At 63.4% G+C, this 17,898-nt stretch carries 13 protein-coding genes; 11 read left to right on the top strand and 2 right to left on the bottom strand.

The window, feature by feature from the left end:
• The first annotated feature begins 116 nt into the window (after nucleotides 1–116).
• Nucleotides 117–1,040, top strand: coding sequence for a DUF2865 domain-containing protein (locus X728_RS01000000166865; protein WP_245266159.1), 924 nt, complete (start codon nucleotides 117–119; stop codon nucleotides 1,038–1,040).
• 107 nt (nucleotides 1,041–1,147) lie between these two features.
• Here the strand turns inward: X728_RS01000000166865 and X728_RS148715 are convergent, their stop codons facing one another.
• Nucleotides 1,148–1,504 carry a hypothetical protein gene (locus X728_RS148715; protein WP_023693676.1) on the bottom strand — a complete coding sequence of 119 codons (357 nt, stop codon included), beginning with the start codon at nucleotides 1,502–1,504 and terminating at the stop codon, nucleotides 1,148–1,150.
• Nucleotides 1,505–1,746: 242 nt separating this feature from the next.
• Between X728_RS148715 and X728_RS148720 the strand changes: the two genes are divergently transcribed.
• From X728_RS148720 to phoB, 7 genes are all read left to right on the top strand, one after another.
• A complete protein-coding gene (locus tag X728_RS148720) occupies nucleotides 1,747–6,255 on the top strand; it encodes a PAS domain-containing protein (protein ID WP_245266158.1) in 4,509 nt (1,502 codons plus the stop codon).
• Nucleotides 6,256–6,751: 496 nt separating this feature from the next.
• On the top strand, nucleotides 6,752–7,780 hold the full coding sequence (locus X728_RS148725) for a substrate-binding domain-containing protein (protein WP_023832007.1): 1,029 nt from the start codon (nucleotides 6,752–6,754) through the stop codon (nucleotides 7,778–7,780).
• 95 nt (nucleotides 7,781–7,875) lie between these two features.
• Complete coding sequence (gene pstC, locus X728_RS148730) at nucleotides 7,876–9,336, top strand: phosphate ABC transporter permease subunit PstC (protein WP_023826740.1); 1,461 nt, start codon at nucleotides 7,876–7,878, stop codon at nucleotides 9,334–9,336.
• On the top strand, nucleotides 9,333–10,649 hold the full coding sequence (gene pstA, locus X728_RS148735; protein ID WP_023683971.1) for a phosphate ABC transporter permease PstA: 1,317 nt from the start codon (nucleotides 9,333–9,335) through the stop codon (nucleotides 10,647–10,649). Before pstC ends, pstA begins: the two co-directional genes overlap by 4 nt.
• A 17-nt stretch (nucleotides 10,650–10,666) precedes the next feature.
• Nucleotides 10,667–11,491 carry a phosphate ABC transporter ATP-binding protein PstB gene (pstB, locus tag X728_RS148740; protein ID WP_023670110.1) on the top strand — a complete coding sequence of 275 codons (825 nt, stop codon included), beginning with the start codon at nucleotides 10,667–10,669 and terminating at the stop codon, nucleotides 11,489–11,491.
• A 41-nt stretch (nucleotides 11,492–11,532) separates the two neighbouring features.
• Nucleotides 11,533–12,237, top strand: a complete 705-nt coding sequence (phoU, locus tag X728_RS148745; RefSeq protein WP_023670109.1) for a phosphate signaling complex protein PhoU — start codon at nucleotides 11,533–11,535, stop codon at nucleotides 12,235–12,237.
• A 16-nt stretch (nucleotides 12,238–12,253) separates the two neighbouring features.
• Complete coding sequence (phoB, locus tag X728_RS148750; protein ID WP_031193203.1) at nucleotides 12,254–12,943, top strand: phosphate regulon transcriptional regulator PhoB; 690 nt, start codon at nucleotides 12,254–12,256, stop codon at nucleotides 12,941–12,943.
• A 30-nt stretch (nucleotides 12,944–12,973) separates the two neighbouring features.
• Here phoB and X728_RS148755 read toward each other — a convergent pair whose 3' ends face one another.
• A complete protein-coding gene (locus tag X728_RS148755) occupies nucleotides 12,974–14,209 on the bottom strand; it encodes an ROK family protein (RefSeq protein ID WP_023683969.1) in 1,236 nt (411 codons plus the stop codon).
• A gap of 266 nt (nucleotides 14,210–14,475) precedes the next feature.
• Between X728_RS148755 and xylF the strand changes: the two genes are divergently transcribed.
• From xylF to X728_RS148770, 3 genes are all read left to right on the top strand, one after another.
• Nucleotides 14,476–15,516, top strand: a complete 1,041-nt coding sequence (gene xylF, locus X728_RS148760; protein ID WP_023727290.1) for a D-xylose ABC transporter substrate-binding protein — start codon at nucleotides 14,476–14,478, stop codon at nucleotides 15,514–15,516.
• A gap of 144 nt (nucleotides 15,517–15,660) precedes the next feature.
• On the top strand, nucleotides 15,661–16,977 hold the full coding sequence (locus tag X728_RS148765; protein ID WP_023683967.1) for a sugar ABC transporter permease: 1,317 nt from the start codon (nucleotides 15,661–15,663) through the stop codon (nucleotides 16,975–16,977).
• A 12-nt stretch (nucleotides 16,978–16,989) separates the two neighbouring features.
• Nucleotides 16,990–17,787, top strand: a complete 798-nt coding sequence (locus X728_RS148770; protein ID WP_023683966.1) for an ATP-binding cassette domain-containing protein — start codon at nucleotides 16,990–16,992, stop codon at nucleotides 17,785–17,787.
• Nucleotides 17,788–17,898: the final 111 nt, after the last annotated feature.

The following is a 17,898-nucleotide window of genomic DNA, read 5'->3' as shown; positions in this document are numbered from 1 at the left end:
CATAAAATACCTGGCGGTTCTTGGCGTCTCTTCAATTAGACTTGCCTCACGCATTGAGGCTCAATCGGCTGGAGCGGCGATCGGCTCCACAGGGGTACAAGGACCAGGTGTCGCCGATGATGCATTTGTGGCTTGTCGTGACCTTTGCACTGGTGTCGGTAGCGGCAAGCGTCCTCGGCATTTCGGCTTCCCTTGCCGATCCATGCGCCGCGCTCAGGAGCCAGCTGGCACCGTCCGGCCGCAGCGGCGGGATCAGCTCCGAGCTTGCGCAGCTACGTCGCCAGCTTGCGGCGACCCAGGGGCTGGAGAGGCAACGCCGGTGCACGGCGCAAAGTGCGGTGGGGGGCTTCTTCAATGCTTGCGCCGACCTCGCCAAAAGCCGCACACAGGTGCAACGCCAGATCGCCGGCGCCGCGATTTCGCGCCGGGATGCGTCCGGACTGCAGGCCAGGCTCGTCGCGCTCGGCTGCACGCCCGCCGCCGGGCAACAAAGACAGCGTCCTGCTGGCGCTATGATCGGCAGCAATTCGATGCTGTTTTGCGTTCGTCTCTCCGACGGCTATTTCTTCCCGGCGCCGAAATCGCAGTTCGTGCAAGGCGGCGATGTCAAGGAGATGGTCGACCAGTGCCGCTACATCTGCGACGATGCCGGCGTCGACCTGTACACGCTCAGGGACCCAAGCCTTGAAACCGAAAAGATGGTCGCGCTCGATACGCGCACATCCTACAAGGACCTGCCGACGGCCTTCAAATATCGCAATGATGCGAACTTCAGGGCCTGCGACCTCAATGCGCTATCACCAGCGCGTTGCCGAGCTGAGAGCGCGCACGGTCACGCCAGCCAATATGGCCAACGCGATCATTCCTTTGCCGTCAGCGAAGCCGGATCTTGGCACCGTGGCGCAAATTCCCCAGCCTGGCGCAGACGCTGCAGAGGCCAGGGGCGCCGCCCAGCGACAGTCGGTCGAGCCATTGGCCGGCTCGCGGCCGGTCAGGGTGGTCGGGCCGGCTTTCTTCCCGGCGGAGTAACCTGCGCCTAGAGCGTTTCACCGTTTCACCGAAACGGCGAACCGCTCTATGTCTTTGTTTTACGCAATTCCGGACGGAAAACCGTTTCACACTTTTCCTGGAATTGCTCTAGTACCAGCTATTCGCAAACCATCCTGTAGCGTTTGCCGGGTTCGCTGACATTCTTGCAGGTGAGCGGATTGGCCGGTTCGGAAGCCATGCTGGGAGGGCTGGACCTGACGTGCCGCCTTGGCGCGGCTATTTGTGTTGTGTGCCTGCGTGCCGCGGGCCGGTAGGGCTCCTGCGGCGGCGGCGTCGGAAACACACCGGCTGCCGCCTGCATCCGGCTGGCCTCAGTCTGCGACGGATCGCGATCCCAGACCCGCCTGATATCGAGCGGCTTCGGGATCACCACCGTGCCGTCATAGCTGCGTGCGCAGCCGCTGCCCGCAAGCAGCGCCAGGCACAGGAAACAAGGCACGATCCAACCCGTCATCAGCAACACCCCCGCCGACTTATAGCCCGGCCGGGGTTCCGCCGACAACCGGCGGAATACCGCAGGGCAATGTGGCTCTGGCCGCAGTCTGGATTGGTTATGGTTAGCGGATCATTAATGCTTCTCGGGCAAATTCCGCCGGCGAACCGCTGAGGGGGTTCGGCCTTGGCTTTCGGGGTGGGAACGGGATGGCTGACGGGACTGTTGGAACACGCGGCGGACGCGGTTCCCGAAAAGGGGTGGTGAACGGCGAGGATACGTCCGTCGGGGGTTCGCCCGAAGCGCTGCGCGAACTGGTCGAGGCCGGCGCCGACTGGGTCTGGGAGACCGACGCCGAGCTGCGCTTTTCCTGGCTTTCGGAGAACTACCAGGCCGCCACCGGCATCGATCCCGCCAGCATTCTTGGCCGTTTCCGCTTCGATTTCCTCAAGCAGATGGTGCACGGCAATCGACACGCCGCCGCGCATCTGGAGGATCTGCAGGCGCATCGGCCGTTTCGCGACTTTGTTTATGAGTTGAAGGGCGGCCGTCCCGGCTGCCGCTGGGTTTCGATCACCGGTTCCCCGCGGTTCGACGGCGAAGGCGAATTCATCGGCTATCGCGGCATCGGCCGCAACGTCACGGCACTGGCCGGTGCGCTGGACGAACTGCGGCAGGACGAGAGCGATCCGCCGGCCTGGGAGGCCACGCAGCACCTCGCCGATCTCGAGCGGACGATGGATGCCATGCATATGGGCGTCGTGCTGCTTGACGAAAAGCTCGGCACACTCATCGTCAACAAGGCCTATCGCGAGCTCTCCAGGATTCCCGATGGCGCCGTCACTGTCGGCGCGCCGTTCAGTCTGTTGATGGAACTCAACCGCCGCAACGGCATCTACGGCGATCTCGATGAACAGCAGTGGCAGCACTACCTAGCCACCCGCGTCGAGGAGATCAGCGCCGGCTCGGTTGCGCCACGCGAATTTCTCCATGCCAACGGCAGGACGATGATGTTCTCGGTGACGGCATTGTCCGGCGGCAAGCGGCTGTTGACCTACTACGACGTCTCCGAGCTCAAGCGTCGCGACGCAGAGATCGAGAGTGCCAACGCCAAAATCACGGAGACCTTCGCCAATCTTCGCACGATGGTCGACCAGATGCCGATCGGCGTGCTCGTCCTTGATGCGGACATGCGGGCGGAGGTGATCAACCGCGCCTTCTATGATTTCTGGGAAATCGATCCCCGACGCGCCAGGATCGGCTGCGGCTTCCGCGAACTGATGCAGGCCAGCCGCGATATGGACCCGTACGGTGCTGACGATGCGGAATGGCAGGACCACATCGCCGAGCGCGAAGCAGAAATCTCGGCCGGCCTGGTGGGCTCCAGGCAACTGCCACGCAATGACGGCCGTACGCTGATTGCATCGCTGGCGCCGCTCGCCGGCGGCAAAAGGCTGATCTCCTATGTCGACGTCACCAACATGAAGGATCGCGAGGCTGAACTCGCCCATGCGCTGGAGAAATCGCGGCTGGCCGAGGCGGTGATCAACGGCGTCAAGGACCCGATCTTCGTCAAGGACGACAATCTGCGTTTCGTCTTCGTCAATGAGGCGTTTTCGGCACTGTTCGGACAGAGCCCGCAAGCGATGCTGGGCAGGCCCGGCGGCGACTTCCTCAAGCAAAAGGACGCCGCGCAGTTCGAAGACAGCGAACGCGCCGTGCTGGCGACCGGCACGCCCTACGAGGTCGAGGAGACTTTCGACGCCGAGGGCGCCAGCCGCTCGCGCATCGTGCGCAAGAACCGCGTCGGCATGCCCAGCGGCCGCAACTATGTCGCCGGTTTCCTGTTCGACATCTCCGACATGAAGCGCCGCGAGACCGAAGCCGAAGACGCCCGCAAGAACCTCACCACGGTGCTGGAGTCGCTGCCGGCGGCCGTCATCATCTATGACCGCGACGACAAGTTCGTCTTTGCAAATCGCAAGCTGCAGGACACGCTGCCGGAGCTGAAACCGGCATGGCAGCCTGGCCGCAGCTTCCGCGCGGCCCTGGAACTTGGACATTCGGTCGGCTATTTCCGATCGAGCGGCGATCCAGAAATCGACAGGCTCTATGAAGGCGACCTCGATGTCTGGCTCAATGCCATCCTCGCCCGCTATCGCCTGCCCAACTCGTCCTATGAGCGCCTCAATGCGGACGGCCGCTGGTATCAGGTCTACGATATGCGCACCGAGGACGGCACCTTTATCGGCGTGCGCGTCGACATCTCGGAGATCAAGAGCCGCGAAAAGGCGCTGCAGGAAAGCATGCGCCAGATCGACCTGTTCCGCCACGTCATGGACGAACTGCCGGTCGCCGCCTTCATCAAGGCGCAGGATCTGAGCATGGAATTCGTCAACAAGGCCTGGTGCGCGCTGACCGGCATCCCCAAGGAGGAGGTCATCGGCCGGACCGATCTCCAGCTTTTCGGCATCGACGACGCCGAAACCTACACCCATGACGACACCGAGGTCGTCGTCACCGGCCGCGGCCGCGAGATCGAGGAGCCCGTTACCCATCGCGACGGCACGGTGCGGCAATTGATGACGCGCAAGAGCCGGCTGGTGGCGCTCGATGGGTCGGTGCACCTTGTCGGCTCCAGCACCGACATCACCGACGTCAAGGCGCGCGAGCAGGCGCTGGAAGAGAGCATGCGCGAGAACGAGGTGTTCCGCAATCTCATCGACAACGTGCCGGTGTCGATCTACGCCAAGCGCTCCGACCTCAGGCAGTTCTACGTCAACAAGGGCTGGTGCGACCTCACCGGCCTCCGCAGGGAAGACGCGATCGGCAAGACGGACATCGAGATTTTCGGCGAGGACGGCGAAGCCTTCGTCAACAGCGATCTCGCCGTGCTGCGCACAGGCGATACACAGGAGATCGAGGAAACGGTGACGCTTGCCGACGGCAGCGTGCGCCACCAGTTCGCCCGCAAGGGCGCGATGATCGCGTCCGATGGTTCGCTCTATCTGATTGGGTCGACCACCGACATCACCGAATTGAAGCTGCGCGAGGCCGAACTGCGCGAGGCGCGGCAGCGCGCCGTGTTGGCCGACCGCGCCAAGTCGGAATTCCTGGCCAATATGAGCCACGAAATCCGCACGCCGATGAACGGCGTACTCGGCATGGCCGAGTTGCTGGCCAAATCCGACCTCGATCCCAAGCAGAAGACGTTCACCGACATCATCGTCAAATCGGGTAACGCGCTCTTGACCATCATCAACGACATACTGGACTTCTCCAAGATCGATGCCGGACAGCTGGTGCTCGACCCTGCGCCCTTCAACCTGCCCGAAGCGATCGAGGATGTGGCGACGCTGATATCGACGCGCGCCAAGGAGAAGGACCTCGAGCTCATCGTGCGCGTCGAGCCGGGCCTGGAAAGCCTGTTCGTCGGCGATGTCGGTCGCGTCAGGCAGATCGTCACCAATCTGGTCGGCAACGCGGTGAAGTTTACCGACGAAGGCCACGTGCTGGTCGACGTGACCGGACAAAGGGGGCCGACGGGGACAAAGCTTACCGTTTCGGTCACCGACACCGGCATAGGCATTCCACACGAGAAACTGAAGCTCGTCTTCGAAAAATTCAGTCAGGCCGACACCTCGTCGACGAGACGCCACGAAGGCACAGGGCTCGGGCTCGCCATCACCTCGCGGCTGGTCGAGTTGATGGGCGGCGAGATCGGTGTCGAGAGCGCCGAAGGCAAGGGCTCGACCTTCTGGTTCACCGTGACATTGCCCAGGGCCGAGGAACAGACCGGACGGCGGATCATGCCGGTCGACGTGACCGGCTCACGGGTGCTGATCGTCGACGACAATGCCGTCAACCGATCGATCCTGAGCGAGCAGATGGCGTCATGGACCTTCGATTCCTGCGCCGCCGAAAGCGGACCCGAAGGGCTGAAGGTGCTGGTCGCCGCGGCTGCCTACGGCGTGCCGGTCGACTGCGTCGTGCTCGATTATCAGATGCCGGGGATGAGCGGCGCCGAAATGGCGCGCGTCGTGCGCAACACCGCAGGGCTGGCCGACACGCCGATCATCATGCTGACTTCGGTCGACCAGTCGCTCGCCAACACCAGCTATCGCGATCTCGGCATCGACGCCCAGCTGATCAAGCCGGCGCGCTCCTCGGTGCTTCTGGAAACGCTGGTCGCCACCATCCAGCGCCACCATCACAATATCACGGGTGGCCGTGTGCTGCCGGCGGCAAGCAGCGGTTCCGGCGGCGGCAGGAACGAACCGTCGCCGGCAAAGCCGCCGCTCGCTGCCTCGGAACGGGCCCTACTGCAACCGCCGCCGGTTCGTGCCCGCGCCCGGGCCGCCGGGGATGAACGCCGGCTCGACATCCTCGTTGCGGAGGACAATGAAGTAAACCAGATGGTGTTCACCCAGATAATCGGCGAAACCGGCTACAGTTTCGAAATCGTCGGCAACGGCCGCAAGGCGCTCGATGCCTTCGGCCGGCTTAATCCGCGCATGATCCTGATGGACGTCTCGATGCCGGAGATGAACGGGCTCGAGGCCACTGCCGCAATTCGCCGGCTTGAAGAACATACGGGTATGCATATCCCGATCGTCGGCGTCACCGCGCATGCCTTGAAGGGCGACCGCGAGCGCTGCCTGGAAGCCGGCATGGATGACTATTTGCCCAAGCCGATCAGCCCCAGGGCGCTGCTCGAAAAGGTCGAGCGCTGGGTCGGCATATCAGGCGAAGCCCAACGAGACGCTGGATAGCAACCTGCGGCGCCGCCGGGATTCGGTCGCGCCGCAACAGCCAAGGCTATGGTGCGATCGCACCATATCAAAGCTGGCGCCCAGTCAGGACAATGGTCGCAACGAAACCGCTCATTCAGTTACGGGCGGGAGCAAGCGACCGCCGACAAGAAACAGCGTCGAATCTACCCCAACGGACCTGTTTTTGGCGATGGCTCGGCCAAGATTCGCTCTGGCCACGGGCAACGCGCTCCCGTCCGGTTTTTCTTTCTCGGCATCGCGGCCTGCGGTGTGCCGGGACTTGATGCCAGCACGAATTGCGCAAGCGTCTGATTCCAGCGGCAACTTCCATTCCCACCAACCGGCTTAAAGGGTGCGGCCCACAAGACGTCTGTGCGACGTTACCGGGCTGACACGAAACTGTCATGCGACTGTAATAATCGAAGGCTATTGGCCTCAGCGGGCGCCGGTTTGAAGAGGGCGCCAAGAGACCATCTTCCGAACAGGAGCAGGCCACATGAAGAAATTCCTCGTTACGGCATCGGCCGTGGCGGTAGCGTTCGCCGCATCGTCCGGTGTCGCCGCTGCGCGTGACCAGATCCAGGTCGCCGGTTCGTCGACCGTGCTGCCTTACGCCAAGATCGTCGCCGAGCAGTTCGGCGAAACCTTCACCAACTTCAAGACCCCGGTGGTCGAGTCCGGCGGCAGCGGCGCCGGCATCAAGGAGTTCTGCAAGGGCGTCGGCGAAGACACGATCGACATCGCCAACTCCTCGCGCCCGATCAAGAAGGACGAGCTGAAGTCCTGCGCCGACGCCGGCGTCAAGGACGTCCAGGAAGTCCGCATCGGCTATGACGGCATCGTCTTTGCCACCGACATCAAGGGTCCGGACTGGGCGCTGGTTCCCGCCGACATCTACAAGGCGCTCGCCGCCAAGCTGGTGGTCGACGGCAAGCTGGTCGACAACCCGAACACCAAGTGGAACCAGGTCAATCCGAAGCTGCCCGACTGGGATATCGCCGCCTATATCCCGGGTGAGAAGCACGGCACCCGTGAAGTGTTCGAGACCAAGCTGCTCGACGCCGGCTGCGACAAGGCCGCTTTGAAGGCTGCCGGCATCGCCGACGACAAGGAAATCGGCAAGACCTGCATCGCCATCCGCAAGGACGGCAAGGCTGTCGACATTGATGGCGACTACACCGAGACGCTGGCCCGCATCGACTCCAACAAGACCGGCGTTGGCGTGTTCGGCCTCGCCTTCTACGAGAACAATGCCGACAAGCTGAAGGTCGCTACCGTGGAAGGCATCGTGCCTTCGACGCAGACCATCGCCGATGGCACGTACCCCGTGTCGCGGCCGTTGTTCTTCTACGTCAAGAAGGCGCATCTGGGCGTCGTTCCCGGCCTCAAGGAATATGTCGAGTTCTTCCTTGATGACCAGATGATCGGCCCGGAAAGCCCGCTCGCCCAGTACGGCCTGGTTTCCGCTCCCGACGCCGAACGTCAGGGCCAGCGCGACGCCTTCGCCGCTGGACAGACAATGTAATCAACGGACGGATCAGGGCGCGGATGAACTCCGCGCCCTGACTTCGCCGCTTGCCGCAACGGCTGCGGCGATCTGAATTTTCCCTGGGGTGGGTTATGTCGTCCTTGCTCGTACTCGCCATAGTCATCGCCATAGGCGTGGTCGCTTTTGTGGTCGGCCGCCAGCGCGCCGCGGCGCAGGATACCGGCAAGGTCAAGCCGCATTCGCGCGCGCATTATCATGGCTGGTGGGCCTTTCTGCTCGCGGTCCTGCCTGCCGTCCTTTTGCTCGCCGTCTGGGATATCGGCTCTTCCTTCTATCTCGACCGGCACATCCATGCCGCTTTGCCCGAGCGCACCGCCGACACAAAGGTGGCCAGCGAAGCGCTCGACGCCAGCCTGGTGAAGAGCCTGGCCAAGGGCCTGCGCCGGCTCGATGGCGATACCGCACTTCCCGCTACTTTCGCCGAATTGCAGCCGCTGCTCGCCGCCAAGGGCGTGGCACTGGCCAGCGACACACAGGACTATATGATCCCGATCGCGGTCGAGGCGAACCAGGTCCAGGACCGGCTCGGCCTGTTCGGCGCCGTGCTGACCTTCGCGCTGTCGGTCGCCGGCGCCTTCTATGCGCTGAGGCAGATCGCGCCGCGCGCCAGGGCGCGCAACAACGTCGAGAAGCTGATGCTGTGGGGGCTGCTTGCGGCCTCGACCATCGCCATCCTGACCACGGTCGGCATCGTGCTGTCGATGCTGTTCCAGACCATCACCTTCTTCGAGAGCGTGTCGCCGATGAGCTTCTTCTTCGGCACGGTGTGGGATCCGCGTTTCGCCGCCGCCGGTTCCGGCGGCAGCCAGGGTCAGTTCGGCCTGATCCCGCTTCTTGCCGGCACGCTCTACATCGCCGCCGTCGCCCTTCTGGTGGCAGTGCCGGTCGGGCTGATGTCGGCGGTCTACATGTCCGAATATGCCTCGCGCGGTGTGCGCTCGGTGGTCAAGCCGGCGTTGGAACTGCTGGCCGGCATTCCGACCATCGTCTACGGCATCTTCGCCGTTGTCACGCTCGGACCGTTCTTGCGCGACCTGTCGGCGGCACTCACCGGCGGCTCGCCCTTCATCCAGGGCCAGAGCATCTTCACCGCCGGTCTGGTGATGGGCGTCATGCTGATCCCGGTCGTGTCCTCTTTGTCCGACGACATCATCACCGCGGTGCCGCGCGCAATGCGTGACGGCTCGCTCGGCCTCGGCGCCACGCGCTCCGAGACGATCAAGCGGGTCATCCTGCCGGCCGCGCTGCCCGGAATCGTCGGCGCCATCCTGTTGACGGCGTCGCGCGCCATCGGCGAGACGATGATCGTCGTGCTGGCGGCGGGCGTCGCCGCCAATCTGACGGCCAATCCGTTCGAGGCGATGACGACCATCACCGTCAAGATCGTCAACCAGCTGACCGGCGACCTCGAGTTCAACTCGCCGCAGACGCTGGTCGCCTTCGCGCTCGGCCTGACGCTGTTCGCGCTGACGCTGGTGATGAACATCGTCGCCCTCTACATCGTGCGCAAGTACCGGGAGCAGTACGAATGACCGACATCCCCCTGGACACGATGGCGGGCGCCGTCGCGCGTCCGCGCCGCGACATCGGGCTGAAGGCGCGCTACGCCGCCGAACGCCGGTTCCGCATCTATGGCGTGATTGCGATCTCGGTGGGCCTGGCCTTCCTGGCCATCATGCTGATCACCATCGTCTCGAAAGGCTACACCGCCTTCTGGCAGACGACGGTGACGCTGCCGGTCACCTTCGACGAGAAGGTGATCGATCCCTCCGGCAAGCGCGCGACCGACCCTACCGTGCTGATCAAGGCGAACTATCCCAAGCTCGCCGAAAACGCGCTGGTGGCCAAGCTCGGCATCGATCCGGCCAACAAGCCGATGATGCTGAAGCTCAAGGGCTTCCTGTCGGAAGGCGCCCGCGTCCAGCTGCGCGACATCGTCTCCGCCGATCCGTCGGTGATCGGCAGGACACGTGACGTCGACATCCTGGCTGCCGCGAACCTCGACTCGGCCTTCAAGGGCCAGATCGACCTCGGCGTCGATGAAGCGCGCCGCAAGGTGTCCAACCAGCAGATCGACTGGATGAACAAGCTTAAAGCCGACGGCGTGATGGCCGAGCATTTCAACACCGGCCTGTTCACCTATGGCGCCTCTAGCCGGCCCGAAACGTCGGGCATGGGCGTGGCGATCATCGGCTCGTTCTACATGATGGTGATCGTGCTGTTGCTGGCGCTGCCGATCGGCGTCGCCGCCTCCATCTATCTGGAGGAGTTCGCCAAGAAGAACCGCTTTACGGACCTGATCGAAGTCAACATCAACAATCTCGCGGCGGTGCCGTCGATCGTCTTCGGTCTGCTTGGCCTTGCCGTGTTCATCAACTTCCTCGGCATGCCGCGCTCGGCTTCCTTCGTCGGCGGCCTGGTGCTGACCTTGATGACATTGCCGACCATAATCATCGCCACGCGCGCCGCCCTCGCCGCGGTGCCGCCGTCGATCCGCTCGGCGGCCCTAGGTCTCGGCGCCTCCAAGATGCAGATGGTGTTCCATCACATCCTGCCGCTTGCCGCCCCAGGCATCCTTACCGGCACCATCATCGGCCTGGCGCGTGCGCTCGGCGAGACAGCACCGCTGCTCTTGATCGGCATGGTCGCTTTCGTCGCCGATTATCCGACGACGCCTTTCGATCCGGCGACCGCGCTGCCGGTGCAGATCTACATGTGGGCAAACGAGGCTGAGCGCGCTTTTGTCGAGCGCATGTCCGGCGCCATCATCATCCTGCTCGTCTTCCTCATGGCCATGAACATCACCGCGATCGTGCTTCGGCGCCGGTTCGAGCGGCGCTGGTAGAAAAAAGGCAATTTGGTATGAACATCATGACCGAACAGTCCCTTGAGAATGCAGTGGGCGACAAAATGAACGCCAAGTCGAACGAAGTCATCAAGATGCGCGGCGACAAGGTCGGCGTCTTCTACGGCGAGAAGCAGGCGTTGTTCGACGTCAATCTCGACGTCCGCCAGAACCAGGTGACGGCGCTGATCGGCCCGTCCGGCTGCGGCAAGTCGACCTTCCTGCGCTGCCTCAACCGCATGAACGACACCATCGATTCGGCGCGGGTGACCGGCAAGATCACGCTCGATGAAGACGACATCTACGACAAGAACATCGATGTCGTCGAACTGCGCGCCCGCGTCGGCATGGTGTTCCAGAAACCCAACCCGTTCCCGAAGTCGATCTACGAGAACGTCGCCTACGGCCCGCGCATCCATGGGCTGGCCAAGCGCAAGTCCGACATGGACCAGATCGTCGAGCAGAGCCTGAAGAAGGCTGCGATCTGGAACGAGGTCAAGGACCGCCTGCAGGAGCCCGGCACCGGCCTGTCCGGCGGCCAGCAGCAGCGCCTGTGCATCGCGCGCGCCATCGCCGTGTCGCCGGAGGTGATCCTGATGGACGAGCCCTGCTCGGCGCTCGATCCGATCGCCACCGCCCGTGTCGAGGAGCTGATCGACGAACTGCGCCAGAACTACACGATCGTCATCGTCACCCACTCGATGCAGCAGGCGGCGCGCGTGTCGCAGCGTACAGCGATGTTCCATCTCGGCTATCTCGTCGAGGAGGGCGCCACCGACAAGATGTTCACCAACCCCGACGACAAGCGCACCCAGGACTACATTACCGGCCGCTTCGGCTGAGCCGTCCGGCGGGTGAATTTTCAGGCACGAGGACCAAGATCATGGGTGAACATACCGTCGCCTCCTTCGATGAAGAGCTCGGGCAGATCAGCAAGCTGATCCGCGACATGGGCGATCTGGCAGGCTCGATGGTCAGCGGCTCGACCAGGGCGCTGCTCAATTCGGACAATGCGCTGGCACAGCGTGTCGTTTCCGACGACGCCATCATGGATGCGCGCCAGCGCGAACTGGACGACCGCGCCATCACGCTGATCGCCAAGCGCCAGCCGATGGCCAACGATCTGCGCGCCGTGGTCGGCTCGATCCGCATGGCCGGCGACCTCGAGCGCATCGGCGATCTCGCCAAGAACATCGCCAAACGCGTCGGCACCGTGGGCTTGAGCGTCACGCCGCGCGACCTCTCGCACTCCATCGATGCCATGGCGCAGCTGGTGCTGATCCAGGTGCAAGGCGTCGTCGAGGAATATGCCGCCACCGATGCGGCAGCTCTTGCAAAACTCAGGAATGACGACGAGCGCATCGACGTCAAATACACGTCCGTGTTTCGTGAGCTCTTGACCTACATGATGGAAGACCCTCGCAACATCACCGCCTGCACGCATCTCTTGTTCTGCGCCAAGAATCTTGAGCGCATCGGCGATCATGTCACCAACATCGCCGAAAATGCGTATTATGTGCTGACCGGCCAGCAATTGCCCGCCAATCGTCCGAAGCAGGACGAGACGGCGATGGCCACGCCGGCCTGATGAGGGTGAACTGCCTATGATCGCGCCACGCATCATGGTCGTGGAGGACGAGGAGCCGCTAGGCGTGCTCCTCCGCTACAACCTCGAATCCGAAGGCTATCACGTCGAGGTGGTGACACGCGGCGACGAGGCCGAGATCCGCCTGCAGGAAAACGTGCCCGATCTCCTGGTGCTCGACTGGATGGTGCCCGCTGTTTCCGGCATCGAGCTCTGCCGGCGGCTTAGAGTGCGGCCCGAAACCGAGCGGCTGCCGATCATCATGCTGACCGCGCGCGGTGAGGAAAGCGATCGCGTGCGCGGCCTGTCCACCGGTGCCGACGACTATCTGGTCAAGCCATTCTCGACGCCGGAGTTCATGGCGCGCGTGAAGGCGCTGCTGCGCCGGGCCAAGCCGGAAGTGCTGTCCAGCGTGCTCAAGGTCGGCGACATCGTGCTCGACCGCGAGTCGCACCGTGTCTACCGCAAGAAGAGCGAGATCAGGCTCGGACCGACCGAGTTCCGGCTGCTCGAATTCATGATGCGCCATCCCGGCCGCGTGTTCTCGCGCAGCCAGCTGCTCGACAATGTCTGGGGCGAGACGATCTACATCGACGAGCGAACCGTCGACGTCCATGTCGGGCGCTTACGCAAAGCGGTCAACAACGGCCGCATGCCGGATGTCATCCGTACCATTCGCGGCGCCGGCTACGCGATCAGGGAAGACTAGGATGCTGCGCGTCGCGCCGTTGCCGGCCATTCAGGCGACATGCTTGCCGGATTTGGCCTGAATGCCCGGCGCGAAAATCTCCTGATCGACGAAGCCGAGCGCGCGCATGGCACAGCCTTCGCGGATCAGCGGCAGCTCGTTGGGCTCGGTGTCGAAGGAGATCGATTTCGAGTGCTGGCCGCCGGCGGTCTGGGCGATCGCTTCGCGCAATGCCGGCTCGATCAGGTCGAAGGCGGCGGCGCTGACGCCAACCATGGCGACAGGCGCCGGGTCGATCAGCGCAAACAGGCTGCCGAGGCCGAAGCCGAGCGCCTCACCGGCCTTGCGATAGGCTTCGCGCTCCGGGCCATCGGTTTCGCGGGCGCGCGCGGCGAGTGCGCGCATATCAGCGTCGCCGATATCGACCGGCTCGGCATCTTCGCTCATCATTTTGGCGCTGCGCCAGATGGCGTAGTTTCCGGCATAGGCCTCGACGCAGCCGCGCCGCCCGCAGCGGCAGAGCGCGCCGCCCGGACGGTGGATCATGTGGCCGAACTCGCCGCCCGAGGAATGGGTGCCGGTGAACAGTTCGCCTTTCAGCACCAGCCCCATGCCGATGCCGTGCGACAAGAGGATCGCGATGAAATTGTCGCGGTAGCGCTCGGGCTGGCGCCATTGCAGGGCCACCGCCATCATATTGCAGTCGTTCTCCATGGTGGCAGGAATGCCGAATTCCGCTTCCAACATGTCGGCGAAGGCAATGTCGGTCAGTGGCGTGATTGGCGACCACAGCATGGCCCGCGCCTGCGAATCGGTGATGCCCTGGATGCCCATGGCAATGCGGGCGATGCTCTGGACATCGAGGTCCGGGTCCGCGAGACGCCGCCCGACGATTGCTACGCATTCGCCGATCAGCTCGTCGCGCGGCATGGTCAGCGTGTCGAGCCGGCGCTGTTCTTCCGCGACCACCTGGCCGGCATAGTCGATGACGGTGACGGAGAGGAAGTTCAGCGACAGCACCACGGTCATGACCGCCGCCGCTTCCGGGTTGAGGCCAAGGCCGACCTGCGGCCGGCCGCGTTTCAGCGAGCCGGTCTCGCCAGGCTTGCCTTCAATCAGGATGCCTTCTTGAATTAGATCAGACGAGATTGCCGATATCGTCGAATGGCTGAGGCCGGTGGTCGCCGCAATCTCGGTCCGCGACGGCTGGCCGGCCCGGCGCACGGCCGAAATCACCATCGCACGGTTGCGACGGCGCAGATCGTCGTGGCGGATCCCAACCGACATTTGTTTTCCTCCCGGCCTCCTCGCGCCTCATGATAGTGAAGGCGTTCGACGGCACCAGCCAAATATTGGCAGACGCCGGCAGCCCTGTCATTGTTTATTGCGGAGCTCGAAAAAATTCGGCAAGGCTATCAGAATCCATCATAATCGATGTTGACAGTGCCTTATCATTGAACCAGTGTTTTTTCGAGGCTCGAAAAAATGGAGCCTCTTTGTGCAGGCCTTCGGGCCGGTTTTGTCGCGCCGTGGGCGGCGCAGGGAGGGTTATAATGAACAGATTTGCAGCCGCCATGCTGGCGGGTGTCGCCATGTCGCTGGCGCTGATGTCGGTCGCGCAGGCGAAGGACAAGGTCATCGGCGTGTCGTGGTCGAACTTCCAGGAAGAGCGCTGGAAGACCGACGAGGCGGCGATGAAAACGGCGATCGAAGCCGCCGGCGACAAGTACATTTCGGCCGACGCGCAGTCCAATCCCGGCAAGCAGCTGACCGACGTCGAAAGCCTGATCTCGCAGGGCGCCAACTCGCTGATCATCCTGGCGCAGGACGCCTCGGCCATCGGCCCGGCGGTGCAGAAGGCGCTGGACGAAGGCATTCCGGTCGTCGGCTATGACCGCCTGATCGAGAACAAGGACGTTTTTTACCTGACCTTCGACAACAAGGAAGTCGGCCGCATGCAGGCCCGCGAAGTGTTCAAGGCGAAGCCCGAAGGCAACTATGTCTTCATAAAGGGCTCTGGCTCGGATCCGAATGCCGATTTCCTGTTCTCGGGCTCGATGGAAGTGCTCAAGGAAGCCATCGACTCGGGCAAGATCAAGAATGTCGGCGAGGCCTATACCGATGGCTGGCTGCCGGCCAACGCCCAGAAGAACATGGAACAGTTCCTGACCGCCAACGACAACAAAGTCGATGCCGTGGTTGCGGCCAATGACGGCACCGCCGGCGGCGTTGTCGCCGCGCTGACGGCGCAGGGCCTTGCCGGAACGGTTCCGGTCTCGGGCCAGGACGGCGACCATGCCGCCCTGAACCGCATCGCGCTCGGCACGCAGACGGTGTCGGTGTGGAAAGACGCGCGCGAACTCGGCAAGAACGCCGCCGAGATCGCCTCGCAGCTTGCCGATGGCAAGAAGACGGGCGACATTGCCGGCGCCAAGGACTTCACCACGCCTGACGGCAACACCGTCAAGTCGCTGTTCCTGACCCCCGTCGCGATCACCAAGGACAACCTCAACGTCGTCATCGACGCCGGCTGGATCAAGAAGGACGAAGTCTGCACAGGCGTCGCCGCAGGCAGCGTCGCGGCTTGCAACTGATCTCGACGACTTGAAGAAATGAGGCGCCGCGGCTGTCAAGCCGCGGCGTTTTCTCTACGAGAATTGTGTGTTTCCGCCATCGGCGGCAAACTTCTAGGCTGTGGTCCGGCATCCGCGCCAGACGGCAAGCCGCTGGAGGACATCATGACCGACACGACCTCAAATCCGCAGGCCGATACGGCACGAGCGTCTGAACTCGGCGCGGTCGCCCGGTTCCTGAAGGCGACCGAGCTCGACACGCGCATGCTCGGCATGGTCGGCGCGCTGCTGGTCATCTGGGTCGGCATACATATCCTGTCGGGCGGGCTTTTCCTGACGCCGCGCAATCTTTGGAACCTGTCGGTGCAGACCTCCTCGGTCGCGATCATGGCGACCGGCATGGTACTGGTCATCGTCATGCGCAACATCGACCTTTCGGTGGGCTCCGTCGAAGGCGTGATCGGCATGATCATGGGCGTGGCACAGGCCGAATTCCTGATTCGCGTCATCGGCTTCCAGCTTGGAAACCCCTGGCTCTGGGTCGTCGCGCTTGCCGCCGGCGTGGTGCTTGGTCTGCTGATCGGCGCGTTCCAGGGCTTCATCATCGCCTATATGCAGGTTCCGGCCTTCATCGTGACGCTTGGTGGCCTGCTGGTCTGGCGTGGCATGGCATGGCTCATCACCAGCGGGCGCACGGTCGCGCCACTCGACGCCACCTTCCAGCTGATGGGCGGCGGACCACGCGGCTCGATTGGCGCCGCTGCCAGCTGGATCGTCGGCATCGTCGCCTGCGCGGCGGTCGCCTTCGCGCTGCTCAACGGTCGCTCACAGCGCAAGCGCTTCAGCTTTCCACTGCGCCCCGTCTGGGCCGAGACCTTGCTTGGCGTGGTCACTTGCGCGGCCATCCTCGGCGCCGTGTGGATCGCCAATTCCTATCCATGGCCGATCGGCATCGTGCGCCAGTACGCACAGCAGAACGGCATCACCGTTCCCGAAGGCGGGCTGTTCATCGCGCATGGCATCGCCATACCGGTGCTAATGGCGGTGATTGTCGGCATCATCATGACGTTCATCACCAAGCGCACGCGTTTCGGCCGCTATGTCTTCGCCATCGGGGGCAATCCGGAGGCAGCGGAACTCGCCGGCATCAACACGCGCTGGGTGACCATGAAGGTGTTCATGATCATGGGTGTGCTGGCTGCAATCAGCGCGGCGATCTCGTCGGCCCGTCTCAATGCGTCAACCAATGCGCTGGGCACACTGGACGAGCTTTTGGTGATCGCGGCCGCTGTCATCGGCGGCACGTCGCTCGCGGGCGGCGCCGGAACGGTGATGGGCGCCATGCTCGGCGCGCTACTGATGCAGTCGCTGCAATCCGGCATGGTGCTGCTCGGCATCGACTCGCCGCTGCAGAGCATTGTCGTTGGCGCTGTCCTGGTCATCGCCGTCTGGCTCGACACCGTCTACCGCAAGCGCGTCTAGGGAGGAACGATTATGGAAAAAACTGCTCCCACCGGTACGCCACTGATCGACATGCGCAACATCTCGATCGCGTTCGGTGGCATTCGCGCCGTCGACGATGCGTCCATCGATCTTTTCCCGGGCGAAGTGGTGGCGCTGCTTGGCCACAACGGCGCCGGTAAGTCGACGCTGATCAAGATCCTGTCGGGCGCCTACAAGCGCGATGCCGGCCAGATCTTGGTCAACGGCCAGGAGGCCTCGATCTCCAATCCGCGCGACGCCAAGAAATACGGCATCGAAACGATCTACCAGACGCTTGCGCTGGCCGACAATGTCGACGCTGCCGCCAACCTCTTCCTCGGCCGCGAACTGATGACCGCGTGGGGGACACTCGACGATGTCGCCATGGAGGCCGAGGCGCGCAAGGTGATGGGCCGGCTCAATCCGCGCTTCCAGCGCTTCAAGGAGCCCGTGATCAAGCTATCGGGCGGCCAGCGCCAGTCGGTGGCGATCGCACGCGCCATCCTGTTCAACGCCCGCATCCTGATCATGGACGAACCGACGGCCGCGCTTGGGCCGCAGGAGACGGCGCAGGTCGGCGAACTGGTAAAGCAGCTCAAGGCCGACGGCATCGGCATTTTCCTGATCAGCCACGACATTCACGACGTGTTCGAGCTTGCCGACCGGGTCTGCGTAATGAAGAACGGCCAGGTCGTCGGCACCGCGCTCACCACCGATGTGACGCAGGACGAAGTGCTCGGCATGATCATCCTGGGAAAGTGCCCGCCCGGCGCCATTCCCGGTCCGGGTGCGCTGAAGATCGCGGCCTGAGACCACGCTATCGTCAGCTGTCATGTTCACTGATGCTCGAGATCGATAAGCCGGCTAAATATGCATGATATGCCAGCTGTCATTATGGCTTGGCCGCGCCATTGTCTTGCC

This window comes from Mesorhizobium sp. L103C119B0, assembly GCF_000502235.1.
GTDB lineage: Bacteria > Pseudomonadota > Alphaproteobacteria > Rhizobiales > Rhizobiaceae > Mesorhizobium.
Note: the sequence above shows the minus strand (reverse complement) of the source record. Positions and strands in the feature narration are given on the sequence as shown.